This window comes from Pseudomonas plecoglossicida NBRC 103162 = DSM 15088 (genome assembly GCF_000730665.1).
GTDB classification, from domain to species: domain Bacteria; phylum Pseudomonadota; class Gammaproteobacteria; order Pseudomonadales; family Pseudomonadaceae; genus Aquipseudomonas; species Aquipseudomonas plecoglossicida.
In genome coordinates this window covers 192831-214673 of sequence record NZ_BBIV01000002.1, presented here as the reverse complement: position 1 = coordinate 214673, position 21843 = coordinate 192831, and the positions used below count along the sequence as shown (strand labels likewise).

The following is a 21843-nucleotide window of genomic DNA, read 5'->3' as shown; positions in this document are numbered from 1 at the left end:
GGCGTCATGCCACCGGCCCTTGCAGATCCCATCCATTCGCAAGCTTCGCACGACTGCTTTTTCTCGCAGCTTGTAGCTAGAAGCTTGCCGCTGCATTTCGGAGAAATGCCATGGAATACGATTACATCATCGTCGGAGCAGGCTCCGCCGGTAACACCCTGGCCACCCGCCTGACCGAAGACGCCGGCGTCACCGTCCTGCTGCTGGAAGCCGGTGGCCCCGACTACCGCTTCGACTTCCGCACCCAGATGCCAGCCGCCCTGGCCTTCCCGCTGCAAGGCCGCCGCTACAACTGGGCCTACGAGACCGACCCGGAGCCGCACATGGACGGCCGCCGCATGGAATGTGGCCGTGGCAAGGGCCTGGGTGGTTCTTCGCTGATCAACGGCATGTGCTACATCCGCGGTAACGCCATGGACTTCGACGGCTGGGCAGAACTGCCAGGCCTGGAAGACTGGACGTACCTGGACTGCCTGCCGTATTTCCGCAAGGCGGAAACCCGTGACATCGGCCCGAACGACTACCACGGTGGCGAAGGCCCGGTCAGCGTGACCACGCCCAAGGCCGGCAACAACCCGCTGTTCCACGCCATGGTCGAAGCCGGCGTACAGGCCGGCTACCCACGTACCGAAGACCTCAACGGCTACCAGCAGGAAGGCTTCGGTCCGATGGACCGTACCGTGACCAAGCAGGGCCGTCGCTCCAGCACCGCCCGTGGCTACCTGGACCAGTCCAAGAAACGCCCGAACCTGACCATCGTCACCCATGCCCTGTCTGACCGCGTGCTGTTCGACGGCAAGCGCGCCATCGGCGTGACCTACCTGGTTGGTGACAGCGAAGAGCGCGTCGAAGCCCGCGCCCGCAAGGAAGTCATCGTCAGCTCCGGCGCCATCGCTTCGCCGCAACTGCTGCAGCGCTCCGGCGTCGGCCCGCGCGCCCTGCTGGAAAGCCTCGACATCCCGGTGGTGCACGACCTGCCAGGCGTCGGCGAGAACCTGCAGGACCACCTGGAGCTGTACCTGCAGTACGCCTGCACCCAGCCCGTGTCCCTGTACCCGTCGCTGCTGTGGTGGAACCAGCCGGCCATCGGCGCCGAGTGGATGTTCAAAGGCACCGGCATCGGCGCCAGCAACCAGTTCGAGGCCGGTGGTTTCATCCGCACCCGCCCTGAGTTCGAATGGCCGAACATCCAGTACCACTTCCTGCCGGTAGCCATCAACTACAACGGCTCCAACGGCGTGAAGGAACACGGCTTCCAGGCGCACATGGGCTCGATGCGTTCGCCAAGCCGTGGTCGCATCCAGGCCAAGTCCAAGGACCCGCGCCAACACCCGAGCATCCTGTTCAACTACATGGCCACCGAGCAGGACTGGCAGGAATTCCGCGACGGCATCCGCCTGACCCGCGAGATCATGGCCCAGCCGGCGCTGGACCCGTACCGTGGTCGCGAGATCAGCCCGGGCGAGCACGTGCAGACCGATGAACAGCTGGACAAATTCATCCGCGAGCACGCCGAAACCGCGTTCCACCCGTCCTGCTCGTGCAAGATGGGCAGCGACGACATGGCGGTGGTCGACAACGAAGGCCGCGTGCATGGCATGAAGGGCCTGCGTGTGGTCGATGCGTCGATCATGCCGATCATCATCACCGGCAACCTCAACGCCACCACGATCATGATCGCCGAGAAGATCTCGGACAAGATCCGTGGCCGCAAGCCACTGGCGCGCAGCACTGCCAAGTACTACGTGGCCAATGGTGCACCGGTGAAGGGCAAGCCGATGCGGGAAGTGAAGCAAGGCTGACCTGCCCCGGGCTCATCGCCGGCAAGCCGGCGATGAGGCCCACCCAGGCACCACCTGAAAAGGCACCCACCCGGGTGCCTTTTGTACATCTGCAGAAACGCTTTACAGCCTGCCAATTCATCAGGTTAGAATCGATTGGCACGCGACCTGCTAGTTCATTCTCGCAAGTCCCTTTCCCCGCGATGTACCGGAGTACCTGCCTTTGGATGCCAGCACCATCAACAGCCTGTTCCTGATCGGCGCATTGCTGGTGGGCGCAAGCATCCTGGTCAGCTCGCTGTCGTCGCGCCTGGGCATTCCTATCCTGGTCATCATCCTCGCCGTCGGCATGGTCGCCGGGGTCGATGGTGGCGGCATCATCTTCAACAACTACCCGACCGCCTACCTGGTGGGCAACCTGGCACTGGCGGTGATCCTGCTCGACGGCGGCCTGCGCACGCGGGTGGCAAGCTTCCGCGTGGCGCTGTGGCCGGCCCTGTCGCTGGCCACCGTCGGCGTGATGATCACCACCGCCCTGACCGGCCTGGTCGCCGCCTGGCTGTTCAACCTGAGCCTGATCCAGGGCCTGCTGATCGGCGCCATCGTCGGCTCCACCGACGCCGCGGCAGTGTTTTCCCTGCTCGGCGGCAAGGGCCTGAACGAACGGGTAACGGCCACGCTGGAGATCGAGTCGGGCAGCAACGACCCGATGGCGGTGTTCCTCACCGTCACCCTGATCGACATGATCGCCAGCGGCCAGACCGGCCTGCACTGGAGCCTGCTGACCCATCTGCTGCGCGAGTTCGGCATTGGCGGCCTGCTGGGCCTGGGTGGAGGCTGGCTGATGCTGCAGCTGGTCAACCGGATCAACCTGGCCGGCGGCCTGTACCCGATCCTGGTGGTGGCCGGCGGCCTGGTGGTGTTCTCGCTGACCAACGCCCTGCACGGCAGCGGCTTCCTCGCCGTGTACCTGTGCGGCCTGGTGCTGGGCAACAAGCCGATCCGCAGCCGCCACGGCATCCTGCACATGCTCGACGGCATGGCCTGGCTGGCGCAGATCGGCATGTTCCTGGTGCTGGGGCTGCTGGTCACGCCCCACGACCTGCTGCCGATCGCCCTGCCGGCGCTGGGCCTGGCACTGTGGATGATCCTGGTCGCGCGGCCGCTGTCGGTGGTCGCCGCGCTGCTGCCGTTCAAGGCCTTCCATGGCCGCGAGAAGGGCTTCATTTCCTGGGTCGGGCTACGCGGCGCAGTACCGATCATCCTGGCGGTGTTCCCGCTGATGGCCGGCCTGCCGGATGCGCAGCTGTTCTTCAACCTGGCGTTCTTCATCGTGCTGGTGTCGCTGCTGGTGCAAGGCACCAGCCTGCCGTGGATGGCCAAGCTGCTGAAGGTCACGGTACCGCCGGACCCTGCGCCGATCTCGCGTTCTGCGCTGGAAGTGCACGTCACCAGCGAATGGGAGCTGTTCGTCTATCGCCTGGGCGCCGAGAAGTGGTGCATCGGCGCCGCCCTGCGCGAACTGAAGATGCCCGAAGGCACGCGCATCGCCGCCCTGTTCCGCGGCGAGCAGTTGCTGCACCCGTCCGGCAGTACCGTACTGGAAGTCGGCGACATGCTTTGCGTGATCGGCCACGAACACAACCTGCCGGCCTTGGGCAAGCTTTTCAGCCAGGCGCCCCAGCGCGGCCTGGACCTGCGTTTCTTCGGCGACTTCGTGCTCGAAGGCGATGCCGAACTCGGTGCGGTGGCAGCACTTTATGGCCTCAAACTGGACGGCCTGGACGCGAAAATGCCGCTGGCGCAGTTCATCCGACAGAAGGTCGGAGGCGCTCCAGTAGTAGGCGACCAGGTCGAATGGAACAGCACGATCTGGACCGTGGCGACCATGGACGGGAACAAGATCCAGAAAGTGGGCGTCAGATTCCCCGAAGGAACGCGACCCGGACCAGGATTGTTCCTCTAAACTGCGATTTCGCCCGAGTCTCAAGTAGTCTGCCTATGTCCCTGCGCGTGTACCTTCGCACAGCCCTGTTCGGGCTGTGCCTGTCCCTTTCGTTCGCGGCTGCCGCGACCGAAACTCCGACCACTGCCAGCATCCAGAACAGCCTCGACAAGATCGCCGAGCGCAAGCTGCCCGAAGCCGATCAGAAAGCCCTGCAGCAAGTGCTGGAGCAAACCCTCACGCTGCTTGCCAGCAAGGAAGACAGCGAGAAGAAACTCGCTGCGCTCAAGCAACAGCTGGCCACCGCCCCGAAGGAAACCAGCGACAGCCAGAAAGAGCTGGCCAAGCTCAAGGACAGCAAGCCGCAACCGGTCGCCCAGCGCTATGCCAACCTCAGCGTGCCGCAGCTGGAGCAGATGCTCAGCGAGCGCAACATCCAGCAGGGCGAGCTGCAAAAGGCGCTGTCGGAAGCCAACAGCCTGATCATCAACTCGCAGACCCGACCCGAGCGCGCCCAGGCCGAGATCAGCAACAACCAGACCCGCTCCCAGCAGATCAACAACATCCTCAAGAGCGGCAAGGACGGTGGCAAGGCGATCAATGCCGATCAGCGCAACCAGCTCGCCGCCGAGCTGGCCTCGCTCAACGCCCTGACCCTGCTGCGCCGCCAGGAGCTGGCCGGCAACGGCCTGCTGCAGGACCTCGGCAACGCCCGCCACGACCTGGTGATCGAACGCGCCGCGCGCCTGGAGCAGGAAATCCAGGACCTGCAGACGCTGATCAACGAGAAGCGCCTGGCCCAATCGCAGCAAACCGTCACCCAGCAGTCGATCGAAGCACAGAAGGCCGGCGGCAGTGCCCTACTGGCCAGCGAGAGCGCCGCCAACCTCAAGCTCTCCGACTACCTGCTCAAGAGCACCGACCGTCTCAACGAACTCACCCAGCAGAACCTGCGCACCAAGCAGCAGCTCGACAGCCTGACCCAGGCCGACCAAGCCCTGGACGAGCAGATCAGCGTGCTCAAGGGCAGCCTGCTGCTGTCGAAGATCCTCTACAAGCAGAAGCAGGCCCTGCCGCACCTGAAGCTCGACCGCGACCTGGCCGACCAGATCGCCGACATCCGCCTGTACCAGTTCGAGGTCAACCAGCAGCGCGAGCAGATGAGCAGCCCGGTGACCTACGTCGACAAATTGCTCGCCAACCAGCCCCAGGAAGACGTGACCCCGGCGCTGCGCAAGGCCTTGCTGGAAGTCGCCATCACCCGCAGCGACCTGCTCGAACGCCTGAACCGCGAGCTGTCGGCGCTGCTCAACGAATCGATCACCCTGCAGCTCAATCAGAAGCAGCTGCTGGGCACCGCCCAGGGCTTGCGCACCACCCTGGACGAGCAGATGTTCTGGATCCCCAGCAACAAGCCGCTGGACTGGGACTGGCTGCGCTATGTGCCAGAGCGCTTCGCCGCCCAGGTCGCCGACCTGCCCTGGGGCTCCGGCCTCAAGGAGCTGACCGACGGCCTGAGCCAGCGGCCGCTGCTGTTCCTGCCCCTGCTGCTGGTGATCGGCGCCCTGCTGTGGCGGCGCAAATACCTGTACCAGCGGCTGAGCAAGGTGCACCAGGACATCGGTCACTTCCGCCGCGACAGCCAGTGGCACACGCCCCAGGCCATCCTCATCAACATCCTGCTGGCGATGCCGGTCAGCCTGGGCCTTGCCCTGTGCAGCTACGCCTTGCAGATCGACGCCCGCGAGCAGAACGCCAACCTCGGCGCGGCATTGTGGCAACTGGCCCAGGCCTGGCTGGTGTTCTACACCGCCTACCGCATCCTCGCCCCCGGTGGCGTGGCGGAAATCCACTTCCGCTGGCACAAGCCCCAGGTCGAGTTCCTGCGCGGCTGGGTACGCCGGCTGGGCACCGTGGTGCTGGCGCTGGTCGGCGTGGTGGCGGTGGCCGAGCACCAGCCCTCGGCGCTGGCCGACGATGTGCTGGGCATCGGCGTGGTGCTGACCTGCTACGCACTGATGGCCTGGCTGCTCAGCCGGCTGTTGCTGAGCAGCCCGGCGCACCGTGACACTTCGCTGTTCCGCAGAGCCGTCGGGGTGGCCTTCACCGCCTTGCCGATCGCCTTGTTCGTGGCGGTCTGCTTCGGCTACTACTACACCGCGCTGAAGCTCACCGACCGGTTGATCTACACCCTGTACCTGCTGCTGTTCTGGCTGGTGATCGAGGCCGCGTTCGTGCGTGGCCTGTCGGTGGCGGCGCGGCGCCTGGCCTATCAGCGCGCTCTGAGCAAACGCGCGGCGGCCAAGGAGGGGCTGGATGGCGAGGTCATCACCGAAGAGCCGACGCTGGACATCGAACAGGTCAACCAGCAGTCGCTGCGCCTGATCCGCCTGGCCTTGCTCGGCGGCTTCATCGCCGGCCTGTACTGGGTATGGTCGGACCTGATCTCGGTGTTCGCCTACCTCAACAACTTCACCTTGTACGAGTACACCAGCGGCACCGGCAGCGCCGCCAGCATGGTGCCGATCAGCCTCGGCGACCTGCTCGGCGCACTGGTGATCGTCGGCATCACCTTCGCCCTCGCCCGCAACCTGCCGGGCTTGCTCGAAGTGCTGGTGCTGTCGCGGTTGAACCTGGCCCAGGGCAGCGCCTATGCCACCACCACACTGCTGTCGTACATCATCGTCGGCATCGGCATCGTCAGCACCCTGTCGACCCTCGGGGTGAGCTGGGACAAGCTGCAGTGGCTGGTGGCGGCGTTGTCGGTGGGCCTGGGCTTCGGCATGCAGGAAATCTTCGCCAACTTCATCTCCGGCATCATGATCCTGTTCGAGCGCCCGGTGCGCATCGGCGACACCATCACCATCGGCAACCTGTCGGGCACGGTGAGCAAGATCCGCATCCGCGCCACCACCATCACCGACTTCGACCGCAAGGACATCATTGTCCCCAACAAGACCTTCATCACCGGCCAGCTGATCAACTGGTCGCTGACCGACACGGTCACCCGGGTGACGCTGAAGCTGGGCATCGACTACGGCTCGGACCTTGACCTGGTGCGTGACCTGCTGCTCAAGGGGGCCCATGAAAACCCGCGGGTGCTCAAGGACCCGGAGCCGATCGTGTACTTCCTCAACTTCGGCGAGAGCTCGCTGGACCACGAATTGCGCATGCACGTGCGCGACCTGGGCGACCGCAACCCGACGCTGGACGAAATCAACCGCTACATCAACCGCGAGTTCAAGGCGCACGACATCAAGATCTCCGTGCGCCAGGTCGAGGTGTTCCTGATGGATGCCAAGGGCGGCAAGCAGCAGTTGATTCCGTTGGAGCCGCCGAAAACGGATGGCACTCAAGCGGTGTAAGTGGACTCCATAGGGCATGAACGCCCAGAATGCCTGCGAGGGCTTCGCCCTCGATCGCCGGCAAGCCGGCTCCTACAGGGACCGCGCTGGACCTTGTGGGAGCCGGCTTGCCGGCGATGGGCCGCAACGCGGCCCCAGTACTTCATGCCCAGGAGCCGGCCCCGTGAAAGCCCTCGACCAACTCAGCTTCGACAACCGCTTCGCCCGCCTGGGCGACGCGTTCTCCACCCAGGTGCTGCCCGAGCCCATCGCAGACCCTCGCCTGGTGGTCGCCAGCGAGTCGGCCATGGCCCTGCTCGACCTCGACTCGACCGAAGCCCAGCAGCCAATCTTCGCCGAGCTGTTCAGCGGACAGAAACTCTGGGAAGCAGCCGACCCTCGGGCAATGGTCTATTCCGGCCACCAGTTCGGTGCCTACAACCCCCGCCTCGGCGACGGACGCGGCCTGCTGCTGGCCGAAGTGCTGAACGACGCCGGCGAGCACTGGGACCTGCACCTCAAGGGCGCCGGCCAGACGCCCTACTCGCGCATGGGCGATGGCCGCGCCGTGCTGCGCTCGTCGATTCGTGAATTCCTCGCCTCAGAAGCCCTGCACGCACTGGGCATCCCGACCAGCCGGGCGCTGTGCGTGATCGGTTCGAGCACCCCAGTATGGCGGGAGACCCGCGAGAGCGCGGCGATGCTTACCCGCCTGGCACAGAGCCACGTGCGCTTCGGGCATTTCGAATACTTCTACTACACCAAGCAGCCCGAACAGCAGCGCGTGCTGATCGACCACGTGCTGGAGCAGCACTACCCCGAGTGCCGCGATGCCGAGCAGCCCTACCTGGCCATGTTCCGCACCATCGTCGAACGCAATGCCGAACTGATTGCCCGCTGGCAGGCCTACGGCTTCTGCCATGGGGTGATGAACACCGACAACATGTCGATCCTGGGCATCACCTTCGACTTCGGCCCCTACGCCTTCCTCGACGACTTCGACGCCAACTTCATCTGCAACCATTCCGATGACCGCGGCCGCTACAGCTACGCCAACCAGGTGCCGATCGCCCACTGGAACCTCAGTGCGCTGGCCCAGGCCCTGACCACGGTGATCGAGGTAGAGCCGCTCAAGGAAGCCCTGGGCCTGTTCCTGCCGCTGTACCAGGCGCATTATCTGGACCTGATGCGCCGGCGGCTGGGCCTGATCACGGGCGAAGACGACGACATGGCGCTGGTCGAGCGCCTGTTGCAGCGCATGCAGAGCGGCGGCGTGGACTACACCCTGTTCTTCCGCAAGCTGGGTGATCAACCGCTGGCAGCGGCCCTGAATGCGGTACGCGACGATTTCATCGACCTCGCCGGCTTCGATGCCTGGGCCACAGACTACCAGGCCCGCTGCGAGCGCGAAGCCGGCAACGCCGACGGGCGGCGCGAGCGCATGCATGCGGTGAACCCGCTCTACGTGCTGCGCAACTACCTGGCGCAGAACGCCATCCAGGCGGCCGAGGCGGGCGACTACAGTGAAGTGCGGCGGCTGCACCAGGTGTTGAGCCGGCCGTTCGACGAGCAGGCCGGGATGCAGGCCTATGCCGAGCGGCCGCCGGAGTGGGGCAAGCACCTGGAAATCAGCTGTTCTTCGTGATGGGAAAAGGGCCAAGCATCGGTTGGGGTACGATTGCAGGGCGGCAAGAGGGTACATGGCGGGAGGTTTTGACGTCCTTGAGATCGAGCGCCGCCCGCGCGGCGCTCGGTTTACGCCTCACCCAAGAAACCAAGCCGTACTCTAGGCGTTTTCTTCGAGCAGCGAATGCAACTCGACGAACTGCTGGGTCAGCTTGTGCCGCGGTTCCAGGTGGATCAGCGGCAAGTTGGCATGGTGCGACTCGCGCATCTTCACCGAGCTGCCCAGGTACACCGGTAGCACCGGCAAACCCTCGGCGAGCAACTCGTCCAGCATCTGCTGAGGCAGGCTGGCACGGGACTGGAACTGGTTGACCACGATGCCTTCGACCACCAGGTCTTCGTTATGGTCGTCCTTCAGTTCTTCGATTTCCGCCAGCAGGCCATACAGTGCCTGGCGCGAGAAGCTGTCGCAGTCGAAGGGAATCAGCACGCGATCTGCGGCGATCAGTGCAGAAACCGCATAGAAGTTCAGCGCCGGCGGCGTATCGATGTAGATCCGCTCATAGTCTTCGTCCAGCTCGTCGAGCAACTTGCGCAGCTTGTTGATCTTGTGCTTGGCCTCGAGCTTGGGCTGCAGGTCGGCCAGCTCTGCCGTGGCGGTGACCACATGCAGGTTGTCGAATGGGGTTTCGTAGATATCGACCTTGTTCTTCTTGCTGAACGGCCCACTGGACAGGCTCTGCTTGAAGAAGTCGGCAATGCCCATCGGGATGTCATCGCCGGTCAGCCCGGTCAGGTACTGGGTGGAGTTGGCCTGGGCATCCAGGTCGATGAGCAAGGTCCGATAGCCTTCGCTGGCGCTGACCGCCGCCAGGTTGCAAGCAATGCTCGACTTGCCCACACCACCCTTCTGATTGAACACCACGCGCCGCATGAGAGACCTCCGTGCATCAACGAATGACCGAGTATGTGGCGAGGCGACGGCAATGGCCAGCGGCATTTGCCGGACGTTGGCGGATACCGGCCGCTGTCGCTCAGCTGGCACCGGAAGTGGCATCGGTAACCAGTTCGGCGAATGCCTTGGCCATCGCCGAGCTGCCGCGCTCGCGTTGCACCAGCCACACGGCTGACGTCGCGCCCTCGTCGAGCAAGGTCCGGTAGACCACGCCCTCGATGCGCATGCGCTGGAACGAGGCCGGCAACACCGACACGCCCAGGCCCGCGGACACCAGCCCGATGATGGTCATCGCCTCGCCCGCTTCCTGGGTGAAGTGCGGGCTGAACCCTGCCTGGCGCGCCAGACTCAGCAGCTGGGCGTACAAACCGCTGCCGTAGCTGCGCGGGAAGAACACGAATGGCTCATGGGCCAACGCGGCCATGTGCACACCCTGCTCGGTACCGGCGGCCAGCGGATGCGATGCATTGATCACCGCTACCAAGGGCTCGCGGAACAGCTCGGTGGCGACCAGGCCTTCGGGCAGTGGCATTGGCCGCATCAGCCCGATTTCGATGGACTCGTCGAACACACCCTCTGCCACATCGCGGCTGCTCATTTCCTTGAGACTCAGGTGCACGGCAGGAAAACGCTGGCGAAACGCATGGATCGCCTTGGGAATCTTCGAGGTGAAGGGTGCCGATGCGGTAAAGCCGATCTTCATCTCGCCCAGCTCGCCCAATTGCGCACGGCGTGCCACGTCGGCCGCTTTCTCCACCTGCGCCAGCACCTGGCGTGCCTCGTCGAGAAACAACCTGCCCGCCTCGCTCAGCTCGACCCGACGATTGGTACGCTCGAAAAGACGTGCGCCCAGCTCCTGCTCCAACGCCTGGATCTGCTGGCTCAGCGGCGGCTGAGAGATGCCCAGTTGCTGGGCCGCACGGCCAAAGTGCAGCTCTTCGGCAACGGCGATGAAGTAACGCAAATGGCGCAGTTCCATGATCAGCTCCGAGTATGTCGCAAAACCTATCAAACAGGTCGAACAATATATTGGATCTAATCATTAGCCAGCTATAAGCTTTTTTCATTGCACCAGAGGTAGCCACCGTGAAAACTGCTGTAGCCCCCCTTCCGGCCGACCCCGAACCTGCCCCGCTTAACGACATCTGGATCGAAAAAGGCACCCCCGCCTTCATGAAGACCGTGCTGGCGCTGTTCAGCGGCGGCTTTGCCACCTTTGCCCTGCTCTACTGCGTACAGCCGATGATGCCGTTGCTGTCCCAGGAGTATTCGATCAATGCCGCGCAAAGCAGCCTGGTGCTGTCGGTTTCCACCGCCATGCTGGCGTTCGGGCTGTTGATCACCGGGCCGATTTCCGACCGCATCGGGCGCAAGCCGGTGATGGTGTGTGCCCTGCTCTGCGCAGCACTGTCGACCATGCTCAGCGCGGTCATGCCTACCTGGGAATGGGTACTGGCCACACGGGCGCTGGTCGGCCTGTCGCTCAGCGGCCTGGCAGCCGTTGCGATGACCTACCTGAGCGAAGAGATCCATCCCCAGCACATCGGCCTGGCCATGGGCCTGTACATTGGTGGCAATGCCATCGGTGGCATGAGCGGGCGCCTGATCACCGGCGTGCTGATCGATTTCGTCAGCTGGCACACGGCGCTGCTGACCATCGGCGGCCTGGCCCTCGTGGCAGCGCTGGTGTTCTGGAAAGTGCTGCCGGAATCGCGCAACTTCCGCTCGCAGTCGCTCAAACCGCGCAGGCTGCTCGATGGCTTCGTCATGCACTTCAAGGATGCCGGCCTGCCCTGGCTGTTCCTCGAAGCGTTCCTGCTGATGGGCGCCTTCGTCACGCTGTTCAACTACATCGGCTACCGCTTGCTGGCAGGGCCCTACCACATGAACCAGGCGCTGGTCGGCTTGCTGTCGGTGGTGTACCTGTCCGGCATCTACAGTTCGGCGCAGGTCGGCGCCCTGGCTGACAAGCTGGGCCGGCGCAAGGTGTTCTGGGCCAGTATCGTGGTGATGGCGGGCGGGTTGCTGATGACCTTGGCAACGCCGCTGGTACTGGTGATCTTCGGCATGCTGGTGTTCACCTTCGGCTTCTTTGGTGCCCATTCGGTGGCCAGCAGCTGGATCGGGCGGCGGGCACTGAAGGCCAAGGGGCAGGCCTCGTCGTTGTACCTGTTCTGCTATTACGCGGGGTCGAGTGTCGCCGGTACGGCGGGCGGGATGTTCTGGCACCACTGGGGCTGGAATGGCATCGGGCTGTTCATTGGCAGCTTGCTGGCGGTGGCGTTGATGGTGGCGCTGCACCTGAGCAGGCTTGAACCCAAGAAAGCCTGAGCGTTGGGGCTGCCTTGCAGCCCAATCGCCGGCAAGCCGGCTGCCACAGAGAGCAGCAGTGCACTTCCCCTGTGGGAGCCGGCTTGTCGTGGCGACGAACCGCGGCGATGAGGCCTTCGGATCAGTTCACGATCTCGACGATATCCACATCCACTTCACGGCTCATCAGGTGCTTCTCCACCTCGCCGGTCAGCTTGACCTTGGTCTTCTCGTTGAACGGCGTCGCCGGCAGGTCTTCGTTGTCGATCTCGACCGTGATGGTGCCAGTGTTGTCCTTGAACTCGTACTTGTCGTCGTTGTTGATCTTCTTGGTGACAAAGCCCTGCAGCACCACCGGCGTGTCGTCAGCAGCATCCTTGGCGGCAGAGACAGTGGTGACTGGCTGGGCACCCGGGCCGGTGTAGCCGACGGCCAAGGCAGCGGTGCTGAACAACGGGGCGAGGATCAGGGCGAGGTAACGTGCTTTCATGGGGATCGGGTCCTGTTTCGGTTTCGATGGGACCAGATTAACGACGATCGCTGAATTGAAACTTAATGCAAAAAAAACCCGGCGCAAGGCCGGGTTCTGGTGTCTGCCATCAGCTCACTGATGGTACTGCGCCGAGAGCTCGTGCACGGCGTTGATGAACACGCCCGCATGCTCTGGGTCGACTTCCGGGGTGATGCCATGGCCCAGGTTGAACACGTGCCCACTGCCTTTGCCGTAGCTGGCCAGGATGCGGCCGACTTCGGTGCGGATCGCTTCCGGCTTGGCATACAGCACGGTCGGGTCCATGTTGCCTTGCAGGGCCACCTTGTCACCGACGCGACGGCGCGCATCGCCGATATCGCAGGTCCAGTCCAGGCCCAGTGCATCGGCGCCGGCTTCGGCAATGCTCTCCAGCCACAGGCCGCCGTTCTTGGTGAACAGGATCACCGGCACCTTGCGGCCGTCATGCTCGCGGATCAGGCCACTGACGATCTTGCGCATGTAGGCCAGGGAGAATTCCTGGTAGGCCGCCGCCGACAGGTTGCCGCCCCAGGTGTCGAAGATCTGCACAGCCTGGGCGCCAGCGAGGATCTGGCCATTGAGGTAGCTGGTGACCGACTGGGCCAGCTTGTCCAGCAGCAGGTGCAAGGCTTGCGGGTTGTCGTAGGCCATCGCCTTGGTCTTGCGGAAGTCCTTGGACGAGCCGCCTTCGACCATGTAGGTGGCGAGGGTCCAGGGGCTGCCGGAGAAACCGATCAGCGGCACGCGGCCATTGAGCTCGCGGCGGATGGTGCTGACCGCGTCCATCACGTAGCCCAGGTCTTTCTGCGGGTCGGGGATCGGCAGCGCTTCGATGTCGGCCGGGGTGCTGATGACCTTCTTGAAACGCGGGCCTTCGCCGGTTTCGAAGTACAGGCCAAGGCCCATGGCATCAGGGATGGTGAGGATGTCCGAGAACAGGATCGCCGCGTCCAGCGGGTAGCGGTCCAGCGGCTGCAGGGTGACCTCGCAGGCGAACTGGGGGTTCATGCACAGGCTCATGAAGTCGCCGGCCTTGGCGCGGCTGGCGCGGTATTCCGGGAGGTAGCGGCCAGCCTGGCGCATCATCCACACCGGGGTGACGTCTACGGGTTGCTTGAGCAGTGCACGCAGGAAACGATCGTTCTTCAGGGCAGTCATGTCGGCATCCGGCAAAAAAGTGCGGGCATTTTCTCAGACGCCAGCGCAAAAGGCACGGATGTGACCATGCGTTTTGTCTATTGGATGCGTTGGATCAAGCGATTTTGTATACAACTCGGGGGGACAGGTTGTTGCGCAGGGCCTAATCGCCGGCAAGCCGGCTCCCACAAGTACCGCACAGAACCTGTGGGAGCCGGCTTGCCGGCGATGGGGCCGGTTCAGCCAAAATCAGACTTCCAGGTAGTCCAGGATCCCTTCGGCAGCGGTCCGCCCTTCAAAAATGGCAGTCACCACCAGGTCCGACCCACGCACCATGTCACCGCCGGCGAAGATCTTCGGGTTGCTGGTCTGGTGCTTGAACTTGCCCTTCTCCGGCGCGACCACGCGCCCCTGGCTGTCCATCTGGATACCGTACTGTTCGAACCATGGCGCCGGGCTCGGGCGGAAGCCGAAGGCGATCACCACGGCATCGGCCGGGAGGATCTCTTCAGAACCCGGGATCGGCTCGGGGCTGCGACGGCCACGGGCATCCGGCTCGCCGAGACGGGTCTCGACCACCTTCACGCCTTCGACCTTGTCTTCACCAACAATGGCGATCGGCTGGCGGTTGTAGAGGAACTTCACGCCTTCTTCCTTGGCGTTCTTCACCTCTTTGCGCGAACCCGGCATGTTGGCTTCGTCACGGCGATAGGCACAGGTCACCGATTTGGCGCCCTGGCGGATCGAGGTGCGGTTGCAGTCCATCGCGGTGTCGCCACCGCCCAGTACCACCACCTTCTTGCCCTGCATGTCGACGAAATCTTCCGGCGACTTCTCGAAGCCCAGGTTGCGGTTGACGTTGGCGATCAGGAAGTCCAGCGCATCATGCACGCCCGGCAGGTCCTCACCCGGGAAGCCACCTTTCATGTAGGTGTAGGTGCCCATGCCCATGAACACCGCGTCGTACTCGGCGAGCAGCTGTTCCAGGGTGATGTCCTTGCCCACCTCGGTGTTCAGGCGGAACTCGATGCCCATGCCGGTGAAGACTTCGCGGCGATTGCTCAGCACGGTCTTTTCCAGCTTGAACTCGGGGATACCGAAGGTCAGCAGGCCGCCGATCTCCGGGTTGCGGTCGAACACCACCGGCGTGACGCCAGCGCGCACCAGCACATCGGCACAACCCAGGCCAGCAGGGCCTGCACCGATGATCGCGACGCGCTTGCCGGTCGGCTTGACCTTGGACATGTCCGGGCGCCAGCCCATGGCGAACGCGGTGTCGGTGATGTACTTCTCCACCGAGCCGATGGTCACCGCGCCGAAGCCGTCGTTCAGGGTACAGGCACCCTCGCACAGACGGTCCTGCGGGCACACGCGGCCGCACACTTCCGGCAGGGTGTTGGTCTGGTGCGACAGCTCCGCCGCGGCCAGGATGTTGCCTTCGGACACCAGCTTCAACCAGTTGGGGATGAAGTTATGGACCGGGCACTTCCACTCGCAGTACGGGTTGCCGCAGCCCAGGCAGCGGTGCGCCTGCTCCACCGATTGCTGTGGCTTGAAGGGTTCGTAGATCTCCACGAACTCCTTCTTGCGCTGGCGCAGGAGCTTTTTCTTCGGGTCCTTGCGGCCCACTTCGATGAACTGGAAGTCGTTGTTCAGACGTTCAGCCATTTTTCAAAACCTCTTAACAGCAGCTGCAAGCTACAAGCTGCAAGCCGCAAGACGATCACTTAAGCCGGGCAAGCCTCGAACTGCTTTTTACTTGCAGCTTGAGGCTTGCCACTTGCAGCTGTTTTTACTGCGGGTTGGCACGGGTGCTGGACAGCAGTTGCTTGAGGTTGGCCGCCTTCGGCTTGACCAGCCAGAAGCGCCGCACGTAGTCGTCCAGGTTCTCCGAGAGCTCACGCCCCCACTCGCTGCCGGTCTCTTCCACGTACTCGGCAAGAACCCGCGCCAGGTGGCTGCGGTAGGCCTCCATCGCCTCACCACTGATGCGCTGGATTTCCACCAGCTCGTGGTTGAGTTTGTCGACGAAGGTGTTGTCCATGTCGAGCACGTAGGCGAAGCCGCCAGTCATGCCAGAACCGAAGTTGTAACCGGTCTTGCCCAGGACGCAGACAAAGCCACCGGTCATGTATTCACAGCAGTGATCGCCAGTACCCTCGACAACGGCGTGGGCCCCGGAGTTACGCACAGCGAAGCGCTCGCCCGCGGTGCCGGCGGCGAACAGCTTGCCGCCGGTGGCGCCATACAGGCAGGTGTTGCCGACGATGGCGCTGAGCTGGGTTTTGAACGGGCTGCCGGCGGGCGGCACGATGGTGAGCTTGCCACCGGTCATGCCTTTGCCGACGTAGTCGTTGGCGTCGCCTTCGAGCAGCAGGTTCAGGCCACCGGCGTTCCACACGCCGAAGCTCTGGCCCGCAGTGCCCTTGAAGCGGAAGGTGATCGGCTTGTCGGCCATGCCCTGGTTGCCGTACAGCCTGGCGATTTCACCAGAGATACGGGCACCGATGGAACGGTCGCAGTTGCAGATGTCGAGCGCGAACTCGCCACCGGCCTGGTCGCGAATGGCTGGCAGGGCCATCTCGACCATCTTCTCGGCCAGCTCGCCCTTGTCGAACGGCGGGTTCTTGTCGACTTCACAGAACTGCGGCTTGTCGGCCGGGATGTGCGAGCTGCCCAGCAGCGGCGTCAGGTCCAGGTACTGTTGGCGCTCGGTGTCGCCCGGCAGCACGTCGAGCAGGTCGGTGCGACCGATCAGCTCGCCCAGGCTGCGCACGCCCAGCTTGGCCAGCCACTCACGGGTTTCCTCGGCGACGAAGGTGAAGAAGTTGATCACCATGTCGACGGTGCCGATGTAATGGTCCTTGCGCAGCTTGTCGTTCTGGGTGGCCACGCCGGTGGCGCAGTTGTTCAGGTGGCAGATGCGCAGGTACTTGCAGCCCAGGGCAATCATCGGCGCGGTACCGAAGCCGAAGCTCTCGGCGCCGAGGATGGCCGCCTTGATCACGTCCAGGCCGGTCTTCAGGCCGCCGTCGGTCTGTACCCGCACTTTGCCGCGCAGGTCGTTGCCGCGCAGGGTCTGGTGGGTTTCGGCCAGGCCCAGTTCCCACGGGGCGCCGGCGTACTTGATCGAGGTCAGCGGCGAAGCGCCGGTGCCGCCGTCGTAGCCGGAAATGGTGATCAGGTCGGCGTAGGCCTTGGCCACGCCCGCGGCGATGGTACCAACGCCAGCCTCGGCAACCAGCTTGACCGATACCAGGGCCTGCGGGTTGACCTGCTTGAGGTCGTAGATCAGCTGCGCCAGGTCTTCGATCGAGTAGATGTCGTGGTGCGGCGGCGGCGAGATCAGGGTCACGCCCGGTACCGCATAGCGCAGCTTGGCGATCAGGCCATTGACCTTGCCGCCCGGCAACTGGCCGCCCTCACCGGGCTTGGCGCCCTGGGCGACCTTGATCTGCAGCACTTCGGCGTTGACCAGGTATTCCGGGGTGACGCCGAAGCGGCCGGTGGCCACCTGCTTGATCTTGGAGCTCTTGACGGTGCCGTAGCGCGACGGGTCTTCACCGCCCTCGCCGGAGTTGGAGCGCGCACCCAGGCGGTTCATGGCCTCGGCCAGGGCTTCGTGGGCTTCTGGCGACAGAGCACCCAGCGAGATGCCGGCGGAGTCGAAGCGCTTGAGGATCGCGTCCAGCGGCTCGATCTCATCCAGTGCCAGGGCCTGGTCGGCCACTTTCACTTTCAGCAGGTCGCGGATCATCGACACCGGGCGCTGGTCGACCAGCGTGGTGTATTCCTTGAACTTGGCGTAGTCGCCCTGCTGCACGGCAGCCTGCAGGGTGTTGACCACATCCGGGTTGTAGGCGTGGTATTCGCCGCCGTGGACGAACTTCAGCAGGCCACCTTGCTGGATCGGCTTGCGCGCGCTCCAGGCTTCGGCTGCCAGCAGCTTCTGGTCGCCTTCCAGGTCGACGAAGCGAGCACCCTTGATGCGGCTGGGCACGCCCTTGAAGCTCAGGCCCACCACTTCCTCGGCCAGACCCACGGCTTCGAACAGTTGCGCGCCGCGGTACGAGGCGATGGTGGAGATGCCCATCTTCGACAGGATCTTCAGCAGGCCCTTGGAGATGCCTTTGCGGTAGTACTTGAAGACTTCGTCCAGGTCGCCCAGCACTTCGCCGGTACGGATCAGGTCGGCCAGCACTTCATAGGCCAGGTACGGATAGACGGCCGAGGCACCGAAGCCCAGCAGCACGGCGAAGTGGTGCGGGTCACGGGCGGTGGCGGTTTCCACCAGGATGTTGCTGTCGCAGCGCAGGCCCTGCTCGGTCAGGCGGTGGTGTACCGCGCCGACGGCCAGCGAAGCGTGCACCGGCAGTTTGCCAGGGGCGATGTAGCGGTCGCTCAGCACCAGCTGGGTCTTGCCACTGCGCACCGCTTCTTCGGCCTGGTCGGCGATGTTGCGGATGGCCGCTTCCAGGCCCACGCCCTCTTCGTAGTTGAGGTCGATCAGTTGGCGGTCGAAGCCTTCGCGCTCCAGGTTCATCAGCGAGCGCCACTTGGCGGGCGAGATGACCGGCGAGCTGAGGATCACCCGCGAGGCGTGCTCCGGGGACTCCTGGAAGATGTTGCGCTCGGCACCCAGGCAGATCTCCAGCGACATGACGATCGCTTCGCGCAGCGGGTCGATCGGCGGGTTGGTGACCTGGGCGAACTGCTGGCGGAAGAAGTCGTAAGGCGAGCGCACGCGCTGGGACAGCACCGCCATCGGCGTGTCGTCACCCATCGAGCCCACCGCCTCCTGGCCCTGCTCGCCGAGCGGGCGCAGTACCTGGTCACGCTCTTCGAAGGTGACCTGGAACATCTTCATGTATTGCTTGAGCTGGTCAGCGTCATAGCTGGCCGCGCCCTGGTCGTCGGTCAGGGTCGCCTGGATGCGCAGGGCGTGCTGACGCAGCCAGCGCTTGTACGGATGGCGCGACTTGAGGCGGTCATCGATGGCATCGGTGTCGAGGATCTGGCCGGTCTCGGTGTCCACGGCAAGAATCTGGCCTGGGCCGACTCGGCCCTTGGCCAGGACGTCCTCAGGCTGGTAGCCCCACACGCCGATTTCCGAGGCGATGGTGATGTAGCCGTTGGTGGTGGTCACCCAACGCGCCGGGCGCAGGCCGTTGCGGTCGAGCAGGCACACCGCGTGGCGGCCTTCGGTCATGACGATACCGGCCGGGCCGTCCCACGGCTCCATGTGCATGGAGTTGTATTCGTAGAAGGCACGCAGGTCGGCGTCCATGGTCTCGACGTTCTGCCAGGCTGGCGGTACCAGCATGCGCACACCGCGGAACAGATCGATGCCACCGGTGACCATTAGCTCCAGCATGTTGTCCATGCTCGAGGAGTCGGAACCGACGCGGTTGACCAACGGGCCGAGCTCTTCGAGGTCGGGGATGAGGTCGTTGGCGAACTTGGTGCGACGGGCCATGGCCCAGTTGCGGTTGCCGGTGATGGTGTTGATCTCGCCGTTGTGGGCGAGGAAGCGGAACGGCTGCGCCAGCGGCCATTTCGGCAGGGTGTTGGTGGAGAAGCGCTGGTGGAACACGCAGATCGCGGTTTGCAGGCGCTCGTCACCCAGGTCTGGATAGAAGGCCGCGAGATCGCGCGGCATCATCAGGCCTTTATAGATGATGGTCTTGTGCGAGAAGCTGCAGATGTAGTGGTCGGCGTCGTGGGCGTTGGCCACGGACGAACGGCGACGGGCACTGAACAGCTTGATGGCGAATTCCTGGTCACTCAGGCCTTCACCGCCGATGAACACTTGTTCGATCTGCGGCAGGCGCTCCAGCGCCAGGCGGCCCAGCACGCTGGTGTCGATCGGGACTTTGCGCCAGCCCACCAGCTTGAGGCCGGCGTTGACGATCTCGCGGTCCATGTTGGCACGCGCGGCTTCGGCTTTGACCGGGTCCTGGTTGAAGAACACCATGCCGACGGCGTACTGCTTGGGCAGCTCGACGGCGAAGTGTTCCTGGGCCACGGCACGCAGGAATCGATCGGGCTTCTGCATGAGCAGACCGCAACCGTCACCGGTCTTGCCGTCGGCGTTGATGCCGCCGCGGTGGGTCATGCAGGTCAGCGCCTGCATGGCGGTTTGCAGAAGGTGGTGGCTCGGTTCGCCCGTCATGTGGGCGATCAGGCCAAAGCCACAGTTGTCCTTGAATTCTTCGGGATGGTACAGACCTGTTTTCATAGACACATTCTCACCAGGTTCACCTCTCAACGGAGGTAAATCTCTTTTTAGTACAACCACTTACCATCCACGCCGATCAAATGCCAGCTTTTTTGCGGTGGCCATGGAAAACCATTGTTGCACAGCGACAGCGACTCTCACAAATTTTCATGTCTCACCATTGAAAATTTATGTCGCATTTTTGAATGTTTTTGCGCCATGCGCCGTGATAGCGGCTCGGCTCGAGTCTGAAGCGTTTCAGCCATGACTGCAACAAGGGCTTGTGGCCGGCAGCCTGGGACAGAAAAGCCTGCCGCGCTCAGGCGCAGCAGGCTAGACGAAAGTCAGTAATCGCTCAGCAACTGGGCGGCGGGGTGATGCCGCCCGGAAGGTATCAGCGGGCCGAGGCCAGCTCTTGTTGGACGCTGGCGACGGTACGTGGCCAAGGTTTACCAGCCTGGACCTTCGCTGGCAAGTTCTTGATTGCAGCGACCGCTGCGTCACGGTTGGCGAAGCTGCCATAGGTGACCACGTACAGCGGCTTGCCCTGCAGGTTTTTCTTGAAGTAGCGATAGTCGCCACCCTGCGCCTTGACGAAGGCCTGGGCCGACGCTTCGGAGCTGGTGCCAAGGATCTGTACCACATAATTGCCTGGCTTCTGCCCTGCATACCAGCCACCGCCGCCAGTACCACCGGCTGCCGGCTTCTCGGCCGGTTTGGCGGCAGGCTTGGCTGTGGCGACCTGGGTCGGCGCAGGGGTGGGCTTGGCTGTCGCGACCGGTTTGGCCGGCTGGGTTGCGACAGGTTTCGGCGCAGGTGCAACTGGCTGCGAAGGTGCTACCGGCGTCGCCTGGGCCATGCCAGGCGTCGGCCCGGCCACTGCGCCTTGCGGTGGGGCGGTGGTGGTCACAGTCGGTGGCGGGTTGCCTGGTTGCAGCGCGGTATTGTCGGCCGGACCGCCTTCCTCGCCATCACCCATGCCTGCCGCCTGGGCCAGGGGCTCACGCATCACCGGCTGCGACTGGCCAACCAGCGGCAGCGGCATGGGCTGCGACTGGCCGGAGAATTCGATGGCCGGGTTGCCGTTGTTCGAGTTGTCGCCCAATGGCAGCTGGGCCTGGGCCGTTGGCGCCTCGGCAGGAGCCTTGTCGCCTTTCTTGGGCATGAGCACCGCGGCAGCGACGGCGACCACGACGACAGCGGACAGCGCGAGCACGTGTTTCTTTGGCATTTTGAACCCCATGGATGGTCGCTTGGCCGTAGTACGACTGGCGATCATGGCTTCGATCAAGGTATCGCGGGCGACCTGGTTGATGTTGCCAGGCCAACCGTCGGAGTTTTCATGGATATCGACGAGCTGCTCACGGGTGAACACCTCGATGCCTCGGCCGGCGCCTTCCAGGCGCTGCTCGAGGTACTCGCGGGTCTCTTCCTCGCTGTAGGGGGCAAGTTCGATGACATGGAAGCGCTCTTCCTCGACATGGATCTCGTCCAACCCGGCAATCAGCGACGGCTCACCGAACAGGAACACGTGCGGACGCCCTTCCGGGACACCTGCCGCCAGTTCCAGCAACGCTTGGAGTGCCGACTCGTCGAGTTGTTCCGCGTCGTCCACCAGCAAATAGACTTCCTGCCCTGTCAGGGCAAGCTGTACGACCTTGGAGAGAATCGCCTGGACTTCCGGCTGGGCCACTTCCAGCGACTGTGCCACCTGACCCAGGACACTGGCAGCATCGCTGGCGCCACGGGCGGAGACCACCACGCTCTGCACCGACTGCTTGTTGGTGCTGGCCACCAGTGCCTGGCGCAGCAAAGTCTTGCCGCTGCCGACAGGGCCGGTGACCACCAGCATCAGCTGGCTGTAACGAGCCAGGTGATGCAGCTGACCGAGCACAGGCTTGCGCTGGGCGGGGAAAAACTTGAAACCGGGCACACGCGGCGCGAACGGATCGTGGCTCAACTGGTAATGGTCGAGAAACGCCTCATCGGCATGCAAACTGGTCATTGCGCTGTCACA

General features: G+C 63.9%; 12 protein-coding genes. 5 read left to right on the top strand and 7 right to left on the bottom strand.

Annotated features, from left to right (window positions below; genetic code table 11):
* Positions 1–110: 110 nt before the first annotated feature.
* The 4 genes from betA (at position 111) to selO (ending at position 8715) form a co-directional block, all read left to right on the top strand.
* On the top strand, positions 111–1802 hold the full coding sequence (gene betA / locus PPL01S_RS01080; RefSeq protein WP_016395415.1) for a choline dehydrogenase: 1692 nt from the start codon (positions 111–113) through the stop codon (positions 1800–1802).
* Positions 1803–2004: 202 nt separating this feature from the next.
* Positions 2005–3747, top strand: a complete 1743-nt coding sequence (locus PPL01S_RS01075) for a potassium/proton antiporter (protein WP_016395416.1) — start codon at positions 2005–2007, stop codon at positions 3745–3747.
* 35 nt (positions 3748–3782) lie between these two features.
* A complete protein-coding gene (gene mscK / locus PPL01S_RS01070) occupies positions 3783–7091 on the top strand; it encodes a mechanosensitive channel MscK (protein WP_016395417.1) in 3309 nt (1102 codons plus the stop codon).
* A 163-nt stretch (positions 7092–7254) separates the two neighbouring features.
* On the top strand, positions 7255–8715 hold the full coding sequence (gene selO / locus PPL01S_RS01065) for a protein adenylyltransferase SelO (RefSeq protein ID WP_028625083.1): 1461 nt from the start codon (positions 7255–7257) through the stop codon (positions 8713–8715).
* Between the two features lie 141 nt (positions 8716–8856).
* On the opposite strand, the gene PPL01S_RS01060 is transcribed toward selO, so the two are convergent.
* Positions 8857–9630, bottom strand: a complete 774-nt coding sequence (locus PPL01S_RS01060) for a ParA family protein (protein ID WP_016395419.1) — start codon at positions 9628–9630, stop codon at positions 8857–8859.
* A gap of 100 nt (positions 9631–9730) precedes the next feature.
* Entirely contained in the window at positions 9731–10630 is a 900-nt protein-coding gene (locus PPL01S_RS01055) for a LysR family transcriptional regulator (protein WP_016395420.1), read from the bottom strand.
* A gap of 107 nt (positions 10631–10737) precedes the next feature.
* Here PPL01S_RS01055 and PPL01S_RS01050 point away from each other — a divergent pair, with 107 nt between their 5' ends.
* Positions 10738–11982, top strand: a complete 1245-nt coding sequence (locus PPL01S_RS01050; RefSeq protein WP_028625082.1) for an MFS transporter — start codon at positions 10738–10740, stop codon at positions 11980–11982.
* Between the two features lie 121 nt (positions 11983–12103).
* On the opposite strand, the gene PPL01S_RS01045 is transcribed toward PPL01S_RS01050, so the two are convergent.
* The 5 genes from PPL01S_RS01045 to PPL01S_RS01025 form a co-directional block, all read right to left on the bottom strand.
* Entirely contained in the window at positions 12104–12451 is a 348-nt protein-coding gene (locus PPL01S_RS01045; RefSeq protein ID WP_016393388.1) for a YgiW/YdeI family stress tolerance OB fold protein, read from the bottom strand.
* Positions 12452–12565: 114 nt separating this feature from the next.
* Positions 12566–13630 carry a uroporphyrinogen decarboxylase gene (hemE, locus tag PPL01S_RS01040; RefSeq protein WP_016393387.1) on the bottom strand — a complete coding sequence of 355 codons (1065 nt, stop codon included), beginning with the start codon at positions 13628–13630 and terminating at the stop codon, positions 12566–12568.
* A gap of 228 nt (positions 13631–13858) precedes the next feature.
* Positions 13859–15277, bottom strand: coding sequence for an FAD-dependent oxidoreductase (locus tag PPL01S_RS01035; protein ID WP_016393386.1), 1419 nt, complete (start codon positions 15275–15277; stop codon positions 13859–13861).
* A 124-nt stretch (positions 15278–15401) separates the two neighbouring features.
* Positions 15402–19847, bottom strand: a complete 4446-nt coding sequence (gltB, locus tag PPL01S_RS01030; RefSeq protein ID WP_016393385.1) for a glutamate synthase large subunit — start codon at positions 19845–19847, stop codon at positions 15402–15404.
* A gap of 373 nt (positions 19848–20220) precedes the next feature.
* The gene (locus PPL01S_RS01025) at positions 20221–21831 is read right to left on the bottom strand and encodes an AAA family ATPase (protein ID WP_016393384.1); all 1611 of its coding nucleotides are present in this window, start codon (positions 21829–21831) and stop codon (positions 20221–20223) included.
* Between the last annotated feature and the right edge of the window lie 12 nt (positions 21832–21843).